This window comes from Lolliginicoccus lacisalsi (genome assembly GCF_014841105.1).
Classification (GTDB): Bacteria; Actinomycetota; Actinomycetes; order Mycobacteriales; family Mycobacteriaceae; genus Lolliginicoccus; species Lolliginicoccus lacisalsi.
Genome location: NZ_JACYWE010000007.1, coordinates 101,742 through 115,208, shown reverse-complemented (window position 1 = coordinate 115,208; position 13,467 = coordinate 101,742). Strand labels below are relative to the sequence as shown.

Sequence of the window (13,467 nt, the reverse complement as noted above, 5' to 3'; positions counted from 1 at the left end):
GCCTCGCGATCGCGCGGCCTTGCGGCACTTGTGTGCGGTTTTGCACCTGCATCGGCGCTGCGAAGGGTGCATTCGGTAACACTTCCGGGGCAACCGCGCCAGCCACGCCGCCCGCACCACCCGCGCCAGTCGCGCCGCCCGCACCACCCGCGCCGTGTGATCGCCGCCAGCGGGCATCGTTGCTGTGCTGCTCGCCATATCGTCGCTGGTAGGGAGCGCTTGCTCACTTATCGCAGGTTGAGCTTGGCCTGGAACTTCCTGTGCCGCAACGTGTTACACGCACAAGTTAATGGGTCATCGTGACGCGCTAATGCCGCGGCGGCTCAGCCTGAACAGCGAGAGGCCGCACGGGAAGCGATGAGCGATCACCCAGCGCCGCAGGAGCGGCCCCAGAACCCGGACCACGACGACGAGTTCACTGGGTCCTGGCGCCACGTGGGCCTGGGCGTCGTCCTCATCGTCATGATCGCCAGCTTCATAGCCACCACGATGTTGATCTACCGCAATGCCTTCACCGAGCGCGTCGCGGTGACGCTGCTCGTCGGGACCGTCGGCAATGCCCTTTCGGCGGGCTCGGATGTGAAGCTCGGTGGCGCGCTCGTTGGGGAGGTCACGGGACTTCGCCTGCGCCCGGGCTTCGAGGTCGAGGTGTCCCTTGCCATCGACGGCAGCTCCGCGCACCTGGTTCCATCCACCGCGACAGCGCGCATCGTGCCCAAGACCTTGTTCGGGGAGCGCTATGTCCAGCTCGTCGACACGGGCATCCGGTCCCGGCCCATACGGCCGGGCGACGTGATCGAAGAGGACGCGAGCGGCAGCGCCGTGGACGCATCCCGGATGTACGACGTGTTCTACGAGTTGCTCGAGGCGGTGCCGCCCGCGGAGCTCGCCACTACCCTCGGGTCGATCAATGCCGCCATGGCGGGCCGCGGGGAACGTATCGGCGAGATGATGGATCGCTTCTCCCGGATGGCCGCTTCCGTCAACTCGGAGGCTCCTGCTCTCGAGCAGCAGCTCGGCGACATCGCGGAGCTCGCGGAAACGTACTCCGATGTGCTGCCGGAGCTTGTTGTCGCGCTCGATGAGCTCCGCGGGACCACCAGGACGATCGTGGAGCGGCGCGACGACCTCGCTGCCATGCACCAGGCGCTGATCGGCGCGGGCAGGGATTCGGCCGCGATCCTCGAGGAGAACCAGGATCGGATCATCGCCATCACTGCTGATTCTCGCGAGACGCTCGAGATCCTGGCCCGCTACTCCCCCGCGTTCGGCTGCTCCCTCGCCTACTTCGCCGGCCTTCGCGACAGGCTCGAGGTCGCGTTCGGCAAGGGAAAGGGCATGCCCGGGCTCAACCTGACGATCGAGCTCGCGAATCCGCGTGGCAACTACGTGCCGAACCAGGACGAGGCGCGGTTCTTCGATGAGCGCGGCCCCATCTGCTACGAACCGGTGGACCCTGCCGCGGGACGCTTTCCCCAGTACCCCGGTGGCGCGCCGAACACGGGGGCCTACGCGGTCCCGTCGCGCAATCCTGGCCAGCAGGACCTCGCGGAGCTGCCGGATCCGCTGGCCCTGGCAGCCGAGGTGGCCGCCGTGCCGGGCTCCGAGGCGGAGGGCGAGGCGCGGCGGGCCCTCTACGGGCTCGCGGCGGGCATCGATCCGGTCGATGTACCCGGCTGGACGACCTTGATCGGGGCGCCGCTGCTGCGGGGGCCGGCCATCAGGCTGGTGCCCGGCGAGTGACCGGTCCGAGCGCCGCCGGCCGCTGGTTTCCGACCGCTCGTCGCTGGTGTGATCCCACACACAGGCAAGGGTCATGCGCGCCCCGGCGAGATGTGACTACCCTCACAGGAAGAGTCCCACAGGGTTGAGCCGGACACCGTGTCCGCCAATCGAGGAGCCGAACGAGGAGTAGCACGCAATGTCGACAGACCTGACCGAGCGGGCCCTATCCGTCTACGCACCGAGCGCGGAGTTCGCGGCGCAGGCCAACGCGCAGGCAAGCCTCTACCAGGAGGCCGAGGAGGACCGGGATGCGTTCTGGGCGAAGCAGGCCCGGCGCCTGCACTGGCACACGCCGTTCAGCGAGGTGCTGGACTGGTCGGAGGCGCCGGTGGCCAAGTGGTTCGCCGACGGAAAGCTGAATGTCGCCTACAACTGCGTGGACCGGCATGTCGAGTCCGGGCACGGCGATCAGGTCGCCATCCAGTGGGAGGGCGAGCCCGGGGATTCGCGCGCGCTGACCTACAGCGACCTGCTCGCGGAGGTATCGAAGGCCGCCAATTACCTCACCGAGCTGGGAATGCAGCCCGGTGATCGGGTGGCGATCTACATGCCGATGATCCCCGAGGCGATCGTGGCGATGCTTGCCTGCGCCCGACTGGGCCTGACGCACTCGGTGGTGTTCGCCGGGTTCTCGTCGAGCGCGCTGCGCTCCCGGATCGATGATGCCGCCGCCAAGCTGGTGATCACCACCGATGGGCAGTTCCGTCGCGGCAAGCCCGCCCCGCTCAAGGCCGCGGTCGATGACGCGATCGGTGGCGACACCCCCGCGCCGTCGGTGGAGCATGTGCTGGTGGTCCGCCGCACCGGGCAGGACACGCCGTGGCAGGACGGCCGCGACGTGTGGTGGCACGAGACGGTGGAGCAGGCCTCGGACCAGCATGAGGCCCAGGCCTTCGATGCCGAGCATCCGCTGTTCCTGCTCTACACCTCGGGCACAACGGGCAAGCCGAAGGGCATCGTGCACACCTCGGGCGGCTACCTCACCCAGGCGTCCTACACGCATGACGTCGTCTTCGACCACAAGCCCGGCAAGGACGTGTACTGGTGCACCGCCGATATCGGCTGGGTGACCGGGCACAGCTACATCGTGTACGGCCCGTTGTCGAACCGCGCGACGCAGGTGGTGTACGAGGGCACGCCGAACTCGCCGAACGAGCATCGCCACTTCGAGGTCATCGAGAAGTACGGCGTCACGATCTACTACACGGCGCCGACGCTGATCCGCACGTTCATGAAGTGGGGCCGGGAGATCCCCGACGCGCACAATCTCTCGACGCTGCGGCTGCTCGGCACGGTCGGCGAGCCGATCAACCCGGAGGCGTGGCGCTGGTACCACGAGGTGTTCGGGCATGGCCGCTGCCCGATCGTGGATACGTGGTGGCAGACGGAGACGGGCGCGATCATGATCTCGCCGCTGCCGGGCGTGACGGAGTGCAAGCCGGGCTCGGCGATGGCGCCACTGCCGGGCATCTCGGTGCAGATCGTCGACGACGAGGCGCGCACGGTGGAGCGTGGCGCCACCGAAGCCAATGGCTACCTCGCGGTGGACAAGCCATGGCCGTCGATGCTGCGTGGCATCTGGGGCGATATGCAGCGCTTCAAGGACACCTACTGGTCGCGGTTCGCCGAGCAGGGGTACTACTTCGCCGGCGATGGCGCGAAGTTTGACGAGGATGGCGCCATCTGGGTGCTGGGCCGCGTCGATGACGTCATGAACATCTCCGGCCACCGCATCTCCACCGCCGAGGTCGAGTCGGCGCTCGTCGGGCATGAGGCGGTCGCGGAGGCAGCGGTGATCGGCGCGTCGGACGAGACGACGGGCCAGGCCATCGTGGCGTTCGTGATCCTGCGCCAGGGCGTGGAGAACACCGGCGACGAGCTGGTGGCGGACATGCGGGCGGCGGTGGCCAAGGACATCGGCGCGATCGCGAAGCCGCGCGATATCTATGTCGTCCCGGAGCTCCCGAAGACCCGCAGTGGCAAGATCATGCGCCGCCTGCTGCGCGACGTTGCCGAGGGCCGGGAGCTCGGCGATACCTCGACGCTGGTCGATCCGGCGGTCGTGGAATCGCTGCGCCAGAAGTAGCGCGTCACCCAGCGCGACCAGGGGCGGGCACGGCCGCGATGGCCTGCCCGCCCCGTCGTGTTTGACCGATGATCGCGCGGAAGTTGGGCCGCAATGCGCACCTAATCCGGTACGGATGGCCCGAGACGTGGCAACATAGGCGGCAGACCGCCTTTCGATCGTCGAGCGAGTAGACGCCACAACCCAAGTGGAGGAGTGCACGTGACCTTCAACGACCGCAGCAATGGGCGTTACACGGGGGACGGGGTGCCACGTACCGTCGCGTCGATCCCGCTCGCGGACGCCGATGCGCGACGCCCTGGCCAGTCCGTCTCGATCGGCGAGCTCGTCAAGGAAGCGACGTCGCAGGTCTCCACGCTGTTCCGCGCCGAGGTGGAGCTCGCCAAGTCCGAGGTAGTGGGCGAGGTCAAGAAGGGCGTGAAGGGCAGCGTCTTCTTCGTCGTCGCCGGCGTCATCCTGCTGTTCAGCCTGTTCTTCTTTTTCTTCTTCCTCGGCCATGTGCTCGAGCTCTGGCTGTGGACCTGGGCCGCTTGGGGCATCGTCTTCCTGATCATGGTGGTCATCGCGGCGATCTGCGGCCTCATCGGCTACCTGAAGGTGCGCAAGCTCAAGAAGCCGGAGCACACCATCGAATCGGTGAAGGGCTTGCGCGAGGTGCTGCCCTCGGCGGAGCGGTTCGCGCGCGGCGAGCTGACCGACGCCCAGCGAACCGAGCTTCCTGGATCCTCCTCGAGCCCGCGATAGCGGGGAGCTCGGAGAATAGCGGGAAGGCCGCGGAATGGTTGCCCCCGATCCATCGCGCGTGCGCCTGGAAGGCCCCTGGACGCACCGCGACGTGCATGCGAATGGCATCCGGTTCCATGTGGCGGAGGCCGGGCCCACCGGCCCCGATGTGCCGACGGTGCTGCTGCTGCACGGTTTCGGTGAGTTCTGGTGGACCTGGCGCAACCAGTTGCGCGCGCTCGCGGACGCCGGCATCCGGGCCATCGCGGTGGATCTGCGCGGCTACGGCGATACCGACAAGCCACCGCGCGGCTACGACGGCTGGACGCTCGCCGGGGACACGGCCGGGCTCGTGCGCGCGCTGGGCCTGCAGGACGCCATCATCGTCGGGCACGCGGAGGGCGGGCTAGTGTGCTGGGCCACGGCCGCGCTGCACCCCCGGCAGGTGCGGGCCATCGCCGTGATCGGCTCCCCCCACCCGATGTCGGTGAAGCGCGCGGCATTGCGCGATAGCCGCCAGCGCATCGCGCTGACACGGGCGCTGCTGCCCTTCCAGGTCCCCTGGCTGCCCGAGCGCCGTCTCGTGCGCGACGATGGCGCCTACGTGGAGGAGATGCTGCGGCAGCGGGGCGGCGTGGCATGGGTGCGGTCCGAGGATTTCGCGGAGGTCGCGCGCAATGCTCGCATGGCCGTGCAGATCCCCGGTGCCGCGCATTGTGCCCTGGAATACCACCGGTGGGCGTTCCGCTCGCAGTTCCGCTCCGAGGGGAGGCGCTTCTTCCGATCGATGCGCCCGGCCCTCTCGCTGCCCGTGCTGCAGATCCATGGCGGCGCGGACCCGTTCATCCTCGCGGGCTCGCTCTACCGGGACAAGACGTGGGCGCCCAGCCGCGAGCTGCACATCGTGTACGGGGTGGGGCACTTCGCGCACGAGGAGGCCCCAGAGATGGTCAGCTCGCGGCTCATCGAGTTCGTGCGCGCGCACTCCGGACCGGGCTCACACGCAGGCTCCGGTGCCCACGGGACTGAACGCTGACGCTGCCGCGTTCAGGTGCGGGGCGATCTCGCGGTTGGTCAGGACGAACCCCGTCTCGGGATCATCCGCCGCCGCGCCGAACACCACGCCGAGCACATTGCCCTCGCCATCGAGCAAGGGACCGCCGGAGTTGCCCTGCCGGATGGTGCCGCGAATGGTGTAGACCTCGCGATTGACGGTGCTGGCCTGGTAGATGTCCGGGCCGGAGAGCTCGACGACATCGCGGATGCGCACTGCGTTCGCGGTGTACGGCCCCCCGCCGGGATATCCGACGACAACACCGCTGGTGCCGCGCTCGACCAGGCCATCGATGACGCCGAGCGGAGCAGCGGGCAAGCCGGGGGCGCGCAGGATCGCGATATCGACGGAGGGGTCGAACACGACGACCGTGGCATCGAACACGCCATCGAGGGTCTCGACGGTGACGCCCTCGGTGCCGGCGACGACGTGCGCATTGGTCATCACCAGCGTCGGCGCGATGACGATGCCGCTGCCCTCGAGCGATTTCAAGCAAGACGTGGCCGTGCCCCTGATCCGCGGCACGCTGCGCTGCACATCGGTAACGACCGGGGAGAACGCGACATCGCCGTCTGGCGGATCCACCGCCGTGATGGGTGTCCGGCCGAACGGGCCGAGCACATCGGGCAGCCCGGAGGTGTTGATGAGGTCCGCGAAGTCGCGGGGGATCTCCTTGAGCCATTCCGGGGCGACCTGATCGACCTGGGTGAGCAGGTTGGAGCCACGGACAGCCGCGGCGAGGTCCGCCCGGCCCGCGGATGCCGCGGGGATGGCGAGCAGGTAGGCGGCGACGAGGATCGCGACGCCCTGGAAGATCGCACCGATCATGCTGTCGACGAAGTGGAGCACCGGTGCACGGAGCAATCCGCGGGCGGTGCGCCCGATCACCATGCCGCACACCTCGCCGAGGATGATGAGGGCAACGATGAGGAGGATCCCGAGGATCAAGCGCCCGAACTGGTCATCGACCAGGACAACGACTCGCGGGGCGAGCATGATGCCAAAGATGGCGCCGATCACGACCCCGACGAACGCGAGGCCGGACGCGAGCGCGCCGTGCCACCATCCGGAGGCCGCTGCGAGGAGCACGCCGACGAGCAGAATGAGGTCGATCCACTGCGAGCCTGTCACCGGCGATGTACCTCCATGCCGTACTGGGCGAGGGTTGAATCAAGATCCCTCACATCGGACTGGTCCCAAGGCTTCTCCCACCCCGAGACCGAGAGCATCCCCGCGAGGAGTCCTGCGGTGAAGCCCCAGATCAGCATGCCGTCCGTGACGAATGCTGGCGAATCGTACGGGATGTCAGGATGGCGCAGCGCGAACCGATTGCCCGGTTCGATGAGGTCATGGACGGCAACGGTGTCCACGCGGGAGGCTTCAGTGGGATCGACCACACCGATGGGGCTGGGTGCTTCCCAGTAGGCGAGAACCGGCGTGACCTCGAACCCCGATACGGGCACGTAGATCCCGGGCAGCAGCGTGAGCGGCCGCACCCCGGCGGGATCGAGCCCGGTCTCCTCGCGCGCCTCCCGCAGGGCCGTGTCGACCGGTCCGGCATCGCCGGGATCCGCGGCACCGCCCGGAAAGGCGACCTGCCCGCGGTGCTGCCGCATCGTGGAGGCACGCTGGGTGAGGAGGATGAAGGCATCGTCAGGCAGCCCACCGGGACGCCGGGGGTCGGATTGCTCGCTGCCGCCGAAGAGCATGAGCACCGCTGCGGGCCGCGGCACGACATCCGCGGGAGCGCGCAGCATCATGCGCGGATGCGCATCGGCGGACTTGTCGCAGACATGGGCCAGCCATGGCGGGGTGGGCCCGTGGCCGAGGGTGCTCATCGGGGTGCTCCTTGCAAGGCTGCCGTGACCGCTTCCTGGATCTGCCCGGGAGTGGTGAAGGGCTCGGCGAGAATACCGGCGACACTACCGCCCGCATCGAGGACGATCGTGACGGGTAGCACTGGGGGCGCGCCGAGCTGGGCCGGGATGCGCCCCTTCGCGTCCTGTACCCCGGGGATGGTCACTCCATACTGCGCGAGCCGGGCGAGGGCGTTGGCCTCGTTCGGGTCCCGGTGCACCGTGAGCACGGTGATGTCCCCCGCCACGCCGCGCGCGTACTCCTGCATGGCTGGCAGTTCCTCGGCGCAAGGCCCGCACCAGTAGGCCCAGATGTTGAGCACCGCGGGCTTGCCGGCGAGCGCTGCCTCGAGGTCGACGGTCGCGCCGTCCGCGAGGCAGCCGAGCTCGAGGCCCCGCAGCGGGTGGTCGGCGGCCCAGGAGGCCCCGGTGGCTCCGCTGACAGCGGGGCAGGGATCGAGGCTCGCGCGGGCGCGATCGCCCGCGAGCGCTTCGTTGGCGACGGGGGGACGGCCATCGCCCTGCTCGGACTGGGCCCCCCGACCAGGCAGTGTGCCCGGCGCGGTCGCATCGTCATCGCCACGGGGCCAGATGGCAACGATGAGCGCGAGCACGATGGCGAGGGCAGCGAGGCTGCCCCGGGCGCCGGAGCTCATGACGCGTCCTGCTCGCTCGTGGGCCGCGCGAGGGCCAGCAGGTGCTCGGCCTCGGGACCGCGAACGAGCGTCGCCGCGCTCGCGAAGTCCGTGGGCCCCGCGCCGAACGAGGGGCAATCGCGGGCGAGGATGCAGGCGCCGCACGCGGGACGGCGGGAGTGGCACACGCGGCGGCCGTGGAAGATGACGCGGTGCGAGAGGATCGTCCAGTCGCGCTTCTCGATGAGCTCGCCGATCGCATGCTCGACCTTCACCGGGTCGGTCTCCTCGGTCCACTGCCAGCGGCGCACCAGTCTCCCGAAGTGGGTATCGACGGTGATGCCGGGGATGTCGAAGGCATTTCCGAGGATGACGTTCGCGGTCTTGCGGCCCACTCCGGGCAGGGTGACGAGTTGCTCGAGGGTGCTGGGGAGCTCTCCGTCGAACCGCTCGGTGACGGCCTGCCCGAGGCCGATCAGCGAGCTTGCCTTGTTGCGGTAGAAGCCGGTGGACCGGATCATCTCCTCGAGCTCGGCCCGGTTGGCTCCCGCATAGTCGGCGGCGGTGCGGTAGCGCGCGAACAGGGCCGGGGTGACCTCGTTGACGCGCTTGTCCGTGCATTGGGCGGAGAGGATGGTGGCGACGGCCAGCTCGAGCGGCGTGGTGAAGTCGAGCTCGCAATACACGTGCGGGAAGGCGCGCCCGAGGGCCCGGTTCATGCGGCGGGCGCGGCGCACGAGGCCCAGGCGGGTCTCGGGCGCGCGGCGCGCTCGCCGACGCGGTAGGGGTGTGCTCACGGGTCCAGGGTACGGATCGCCCGGGATGGTCGCGCTCGCGCGCGGCTAGTGTCCGGGCCGGTGCCGGGGCGTTGCCGTTCCGAGACCTGCGCGGTGTTGACTGGTCCCATGGAAGGATTGGCGGTGCTGCTCATCCCGGTGCTGCTGATGTTCTTCGCCATGGGCCTGGACCGGGTGGAGCGCATCCTCATGGCTAGCTGCGCAGCGGATTCCCCGTTGGTCAAGACGGGATCGCCGCGCCCCGACTGATGCGGCCCGGGCGCTCAAGTGGAATTTCCGGCGCTCGTTGTGCAAGATCAAGTGGTAGCCACCACACTCTGCGCAGCGTCGTGACCCGCTTCCCCTGCTGCGCAAGGCTTCATCTGCTGTGTCCATAACGCGAAGCACCGGACAATATGTGATGAATGCCACTAGAGTGGGACTGAATGCGGGCGTTCGCCGCGTACGTTGCCTGCGTTCCCAAGACCTAGCGGCGCTGGATGCTGTTCCGGTGCCGACGAGTTCCCGAAGGAGCCCACGTGGACGAGATCCTGGCCAGAGCCGGAATCTTCCAGGGAGTCGAGCCCTCCGCCATTGCCGCGCTCACCCACCAGCTGCAGCCGGTGGATTTCCCGCGCCAGCATGTCATCTTCAACGAGGGCGAGCCGGGTGACCGGTTGTACATCATCGTCAACGGCAAGGTGAAGATCGGTCGCCGGTCCCCGGATGGCCGGGAGAACCTGCTCGCGATCATGGGCCCATCGGACATGTTCGGCGAGCTCTCCATCTTCGACCCCGGGCCGCGCACGTCGAGCGCGACGACTGTCACCGAGGTGCGGGCCGTGAGCATGGACCGCGCGGCGCTGAAGGAATGGATAGGGCAGCGCCCCGAGATCGCCGAGCAACTGCTGCGGGTGCTCGCTCGCCGGTTGCGCCGCACCAACAACAATCTCGCGGACCTCATCTTCACCGATGTCCCGGGCCGTGTCGCGAAGGCGCTGCTGCAGCTCGCGCAGCGCTTCGGCACCCAGGAGAATGGCGCGCTGCGCGTCACGCATGATCTGACGCAGGAGGAGATCGCGCAGCTCGTGGGCGCATCGCGCGAGACCGTCAACAAGGCGCTCGCGGACTTCGCGCATCGCGGCTGGCTGCGGCTGGAGGGCAAGAGCGTGCTGATCTCCGACTCGGAGCGGCTGGCACGCCGGGCGCGCTAGGACTCGAACCGCCAAACGCGATAGAAGCCACCGGGATCCGGGGTCGGCTTCTATCGCGTTTGGCGGTTTGGGGTGCTTTTGCCGCCGCCACCGCGGTAGACGCCCAGCCGCGCCGCCACCGGCAGCCGCTCGGCCGCGCCACCGGCAGCCGCCGCGGTAGACGCCCAGTCGCGCCGCCGGAGCAGCCGCCGCGGTGTCCTAGTCGGACTCGGGCTTCGGATCCGGCACGAGGCCCTGCTGGACACGCAGCACCTTGATCAGCTCGTGCACGATGTGCACCGAGGATTCCGACAGCCCGGCAAGCTTGTAGGCAACATCATGGATGGTGCGGTCGGCCTGCAGGCGCATCATGTCGATCTCGTTGCGGCTGCGCTCGCGTCCACCATCCTCGAGGAAGAAGCGCACGTCCACGCCGAATGCCGCAGCGATGCCCTCGACGGTGCGGAAGGACGGCGTCCGCGCCTTGCCGGACCGCAATTGGCTCAGGTAGGACTCGCCCAGCTTGAATCCCAGTTCGGTGGACCGGCGCGCGATCGCCGAGCCCGTGTATCGCCGCCCCTGCGGGTCCGGCACGTTGCGGAACAGCTCATCGAGCCGCTCGGCGAAGACACCACGCCCGTTCGCCCCGTTATCGTCCAGGCTCGTCGCGGTCGTATCCTTCTCGCTCCCCTGGACCGCGGTTGGCTCAGTCATTCGCTCCCCGTTTCTGTCGCATGGACCTAATGCATGCGGGAACTCCCCCCGTGGCCGATCGGTCATCGATCGCCCCCGGCGCTCCCAGCATGCTGCGGCAGCCTGCTGCCACGCGCCGGTGGCTTGCGGAAGGCATCCCCGCCTAGGCCTGCTCGGTGCGCGAATCCCGCGCATCGAGCACCTTTGTCCGGTAGCTTAGTACGGTTGTCCGGATCATGCGCGATCACGGAGGTAGGCAAGCTGCGCCCGCACCGATGACTCCGCCGCTCCCCACAGCGCTGGGTCCACCGCGACGTAGACCCGCTCGACGATGTCCCGAGCGCTCGCGTCCTCCCCGAGAACCCGCAGCGCCTCGCGCACTTCCTCGAGTCTGTGCAGCCTGTGCGCCTTGTAGGCGCTCGCGGCCGCGGCGGCGTCCGGCAGCTCGGGGCCATGCCCGGGAAGCACGAGATGCCCGGAACGGTCGTCGATGATGGCGCCGAGCGTATCGAGATAGTCGCCGAGATCACCGTCTGTTGCGTCGAGCACAGTCGTGCCGCGGCCGAGGATGGTATCTCCGGTAAGGAGGAGGGGCACCGCGCCATCGGCAACTGCGAGCATGATCGAGTCCGCGGTATGCCCGGGCGCTGGCAGGACAGTGAGCGCGATACCACTCGCACGCAGGGCCTCCCCCTCCCCCAGCGGTGCCGCGTCGCGGCAATGCTCGGGCAGCAGGGCCCGCACGGGGGCGCCCGTACGCTCGGCAAGCATGTCGATGCCAGCGGTGTGGTCGATGTGGCGGTGCGTGACGAGGATGAGCTCGATCGCGCCGGCGGCGGCAATGACGGCCTCGGCGTGCTGCTCGTCCATCGGGCCGGGGTCGACGAGGACGCGGCCCTGCTGCCCGGGAGCGCCGAGCAGCCAGGTGTTGGTGCCCTCGAGCGTCATGGGTCCCGAGTTCGGCGCGACGATGACGGCCGCTTGGTCGGTGACGGGTCGGGCCTGTCCGTACGCGGGGTGCGCGAGCGTGCCTGGCATGGTTGCTCCCCTTTCCCGTTGCCCGTCCAGCCTACCGCCGAGGCCTGCGGCCCGATCGGCATGCACGTCGGTACGGTATGTGGATGCGCGTGGGTTTGGTGGGTGCGGGCCAGTGGGCCCTGATTACGCATGCCCCGGCGCTCGCCGTGCATCCCGGCGTGGACCTGGTGGGCGTGTGGGCGCGGGATCCCGCGGCGGCGGCACAGGTGGGCGCGCCGGTCTTCGACACGTTCGGCGACCTGGTGGAGGCCTCGGATGCCGTGGCGTTCGCGGTGCCTCCGGCGGTCCAGGCGGAGCTCGCGCTGTTCGCTGTCGCGCGGGGCAGGCATGTGATCCTGGAGAAGCCCGTGGCGGGCTCGGTGGCGGATGGTCTCGCGCTGGAGCGCCTCGCCAGGGAGCGCGGGGTGCGCTCGATCGTGTTCCTCACGCGGCGGTTCGCGCCGGAGACGCGCGAGTTCCTGGGCGCGGCGGCGGGCCGGGAGTGGGCGTCGGCGGACGCGGAATGGCTGTCGGGCGCGTTGCTCGGCGGCCCGTTCGCGGCGTCGCCGTGGCGGCAGCGTGGTGGCGCGCTGGTGGATGTGGGACCGCATGTGCTGGATCTGCTGATCGAGGTACTCGGGCCGGTGACGGACGTGTTGTGCGCCCGCCGGGACGCGATGAGCGATGCGACCAAGGTCATGCTCGAGCATGCGGGGCAGCGCTTCTCCACCGCTACCTTGTCGATGCGCACGCCGGTGCTGCCATCCCGCTTGCGGGTCTGCGCGCAGGGCCCGTCGGGCGTGGTCGAGCTCGCAAGCCGCGAGACGCCCGCGCTGGAGTGCTACCACGCGATGCTCGACGAGTTCCTCGATCGCTCCGCGAGCACGGGCGGGGCGGCGGGATCGCTGCGCCGGGGCGTGGAGGTGCTGGAGGTCGTGGCGCGGATCGAGCGGGCGATGCGGGTGGAGCAGCTCGCGCGGGAATCACTGCGATAGCGCGGACCGGACGACGGCGCGCAACGAGTCCTCGAGCATCGCGAGGATTGCCGGGCGGGTTCCGGTGCTGGTGCGCGCCCAGGTCAGCGCTAGCTCCTCGGCGAAGGACAGCCAGGCGCCGATCCCAGCGCGGAGCAGCTCGCTGGGCGGCTCGCGCAAATCGAGCAGGCCGATGATCTGGTCGACGAGGGCGGCGCGGGTCTCGGCGAGGATCTCGCGTATCCAGTCCTCCGAGCCGGAGGACTGGAAGAGCGCCACGTACGGCTGGTGGCGGCGCTCGATGAAGGCGAGGTAGCCGTCGAGCATGTCCTCGATGGTGGTGGCGGTCCCCGCTTGCCGGGCGGCGCGCAGGAGCCGCTTGCTGGCAGCCCGGATGACGGCGGCGTAATAGTCGCGCTTGGTGGGGAAATAGTGGAACAGCAGGCTGCGCGAGATGCCCGCGGCCACGGCCACCTCGTCGATGGTGATCTGGTGGAGCGGGCGGCGGGTGAGCATCTCGAGGCCGATGCCGATGAGCTGGCGGCGCCGTTCATCGGGGTTCTGCCGGTGCCGGCGCGGGGGCGTGGCGGTGGCGCCGTCGCTCACGGGCGGTCCTCCTTCTGGTTCTCGGGGCGGGATGCTCGCGAGGGCAGGATTCCCGCGGCAAATTCATCG

At 69.3% G+C, this 13,467-nt stretch carries 14 protein-coding genes; 7 read left to right on the top strand and 7 right to left on the bottom strand.

The genetic code is table 11. From position 1 onward, the window contains the following. The first annotated feature begins 357 nt into the window (after positions 1 to 357). From HT102_RS12235 to HT102_RS12220, 4 genes are all read left to right on the top strand, one after another. Positions 358 to 1,743 (top strand): MCE family protein, encoded by a 1,386-nt coding sequence (locus HT102_RS12235; protein WP_192039703.1) that lies wholly within the window; start codon positions 358 to 360, stop codon positions 1,741 to 1,743. A 178-nt stretch (positions 1,744 to 1,921) separates the two neighbouring features. Beyond that, complete coding sequence (acs, locus tag HT102_RS12230; RefSeq protein ID WP_192039702.1) at positions 1,922 to 3,871, top strand: acetate--CoA ligase; 1,950 nt, start codon at positions 1,922 to 1,924, stop codon at positions 3,869 to 3,871. A gap of 201 nt (positions 3,872 to 4,072) precedes the next feature. Next, complete coding sequence (locus tag HT102_RS12225) at positions 4,073 to 4,615, top strand: phage holin family protein (protein ID WP_192039701.1); 543 nt, start codon at positions 4,073 to 4,075, stop codon at positions 4,613 to 4,615. 34 nt (positions 4,616 to 4,649) lie between these two features. Beyond that, the gene (locus tag HT102_RS12220; RefSeq protein WP_192039700.1) at positions 4,650 to 5,630 is read left to right on the top strand and encodes an alpha/beta fold hydrolase; all 981 of its coding nucleotides are present in this window, start codon (positions 4,650 to 4,652) and stop codon (positions 5,628 to 5,630) included. Here HT102_RS12220 and HT102_RS12215 read toward each other — a convergent pair. Genes HT102_RS12215 through nth form a run of 4 tightly spaced genes read right to left on the bottom strand, consistent with a single transcriptional unit; the run spans position 5,592 to position 8,858 of the window. Beyond that, positions 5,592 to 6,779: a MarP family serine protease gene (locus tag HT102_RS12215; protein ID WP_192039699.1), complete on the bottom strand. Its 1,188-nt coding sequence runs from the start codon at positions 6,777 to 6,779 to the stop codon at positions 5,592 to 5,594. The genes HT102_RS12220 and HT102_RS12215 overlap by 39 nt on opposite strands. Continuing rightward, positions 6,776 to 7,486 carry an NUDIX hydrolase gene (locus HT102_RS12210; protein ID WP_192039698.1) on the bottom strand — a complete coding sequence of 237 codons (711 nt, stop codon included), beginning with the start codon at positions 7,484 to 7,486 and terminating at the stop codon, positions 6,776 to 6,778. The genes HT102_RS12215 and HT102_RS12210 overlap by 4 nt, the downstream gene beginning before the upstream one ends. Continuing rightward, positions 7,483 to 8,160: a TlpA family protein disulfide reductase gene (locus tag HT102_RS12205; protein ID WP_192039697.1), complete on the bottom strand. Its 678-nt coding sequence runs from the start codon at positions 8,158 to 8,160 to the stop codon at positions 7,483 to 7,485. The genes HT102_RS12210 and HT102_RS12205 overlap by 4 nt, the downstream gene beginning before the upstream one ends. Next, positions 8,157 to 8,858 carry an endonuclease III gene (gene nth, locus HT102_RS12200; protein ID WP_192039811.1) on the bottom strand — a complete coding sequence of 234 codons (702 nt, stop codon included), beginning with the start codon at positions 8,856 to 8,858 and terminating at the stop codon, positions 8,157 to 8,159. The genes HT102_RS12205 and nth overlap by 4 nt, the downstream gene beginning before the upstream one ends. 186 nt (positions 8,859 to 9,044) lie before the next feature. On the opposite strand from nth, the gene HT102_RS12195 reads away from it, so the two are divergent. Both HT102_RS12195 and HT102_RS12190 read left to right on the top strand, forming a co-directional pair. Beyond that, on the top strand, positions 9,045 to 9,185 hold the full coding sequence (locus HT102_RS12195; RefSeq protein ID WP_192039696.1) for a hypothetical protein: 141 nt from the start codon (positions 9,045 to 9,047) through the stop codon (positions 9,183 to 9,185). A gap of 269 nt (positions 9,186 to 9,454) precedes the next feature. After that, on the top strand, positions 9,455 to 10,129 hold the full coding sequence (locus HT102_RS12190; protein ID WP_149360403.1) for a Crp/Fnr family transcriptional regulator: 675 nt from the start codon (positions 9,455 to 9,457) through the stop codon (positions 10,127 to 10,129). Positions 10,130 to 10,327: 198 nt separating this feature from the next. Here the strand turns inward: HT102_RS12190 and HT102_RS12185 are convergent, their stop codons facing one another. Together HT102_RS12185 and HT102_RS12180 are read right to left on the bottom strand one after the other, a co-directional pair. Then, on the bottom strand, positions 10,328 to 10,822 hold the full coding sequence (locus HT102_RS12185) for a helix-turn-helix domain-containing protein (protein ID WP_225443600.1): 495 nt from the start codon (positions 10,820 to 10,822) through the stop codon (positions 10,328 to 10,330). Positions 10,823 to 11,035: 213 nt separating this feature from the next. Next, positions 11,036 to 11,839, bottom strand: coding sequence for an MBL fold metallo-hydrolase (locus tag HT102_RS12180; protein WP_192039695.1), 804 nt, complete (start codon positions 11,837 to 11,839; stop codon positions 11,036 to 11,038). 83 nt (positions 11,840 to 11,922) lie between these two features. On the opposite strand from HT102_RS12180, the gene HT102_RS12175 reads away from it, so the two are divergent. Beyond that, positions 11,923 to 12,813 (top strand): Gfo/Idh/MocA family protein, encoded by an 891-nt coding sequence (locus tag HT102_RS12175; protein ID WP_192039694.1) that lies wholly within the window; start codon positions 11,923 to 11,925, stop codon positions 12,811 to 12,813. Here HT102_RS12175 and HT102_RS12170 read toward each other — a convergent pair. Continuing rightward, on the bottom strand, positions 12,802 to 13,398 hold the full coding sequence (locus tag HT102_RS12170) for a TetR/AcrR family transcriptional regulator (protein WP_333473417.1): 597 nt from the start codon (positions 13,396 to 13,398) through the stop codon (positions 12,802 to 12,804). The genes HT102_RS12175 and HT102_RS12170 overlap by 12 nt on opposite strands. Between the last annotated feature and the right edge of the window lie 69 nt (positions 13,399 to 13,467).

Coding starts and splice junctions, on each gene's coding strand:
- HT102_RS12195 (WP_192039696.1), top strand. CDS start 9,045: ATGGAAGGATTGGCGGTGCTGCTCATCCCGGTGCTGCTGATGTTCTTC.
- HT102_RS12210 (WP_192039698.1), bottom strand. CDS start 7,486: ATGAGCACCCTCGGCCACGGGCCCACCCCGCCATGGCTGGCCCATGTC.
- HT102_RS12185 (WP_225443600.1), bottom strand. CDS start 10,822: ATGACTGAGCCAACCGCGGTCCAGGGGAGCGAGAAGGATACGACCGCG.
- acs (WP_192039702.1), top strand. CDS start 1,922: ATGTCGACAGACCTGACCGAGCGGGCCCTATCCGTCTACGCACCGAGC.
- nth (WP_192039811.1), bottom strand. CDS start 8,858: ATGAACCGGGCCCTCGGGCGCGCCTTCCCGCACGTGTATTGCGAGCTC.
- HT102_RS12180 (WP_192039695.1), bottom strand. CDS start 11,839: ATGCCAGGCACGCTCGCGCACCCCGCGTACGGACAGGCCCGACCCGTC.
- HT102_RS12175 (WP_192039694.1), top strand. CDS start 11,923: ATGCGCGTGGGTTTGGTGGGTGCGGGCCAGTGGGCCCTGATTACGCAT.
- HT102_RS12235 (WP_192039703.1), top strand. CDS start 358: ATGAGCGATCACCCAGCGCCGCAGGAGCGGCCCCAGAACCCGGACCAC.
- HT102_RS12220 (WP_192039700.1), top strand. CDS start 4,650: ATGGTTGCCCCCGATCCATCGCGCGTGCGCCTGGAAGGCCCCTGGACG.
- HT102_RS12205 (WP_192039697.1), bottom strand. CDS start 8,160: ATGAGCTCCGGCGCCCGGGGCAGCCTCGCTGCCCTCGCCATCGTGCTC.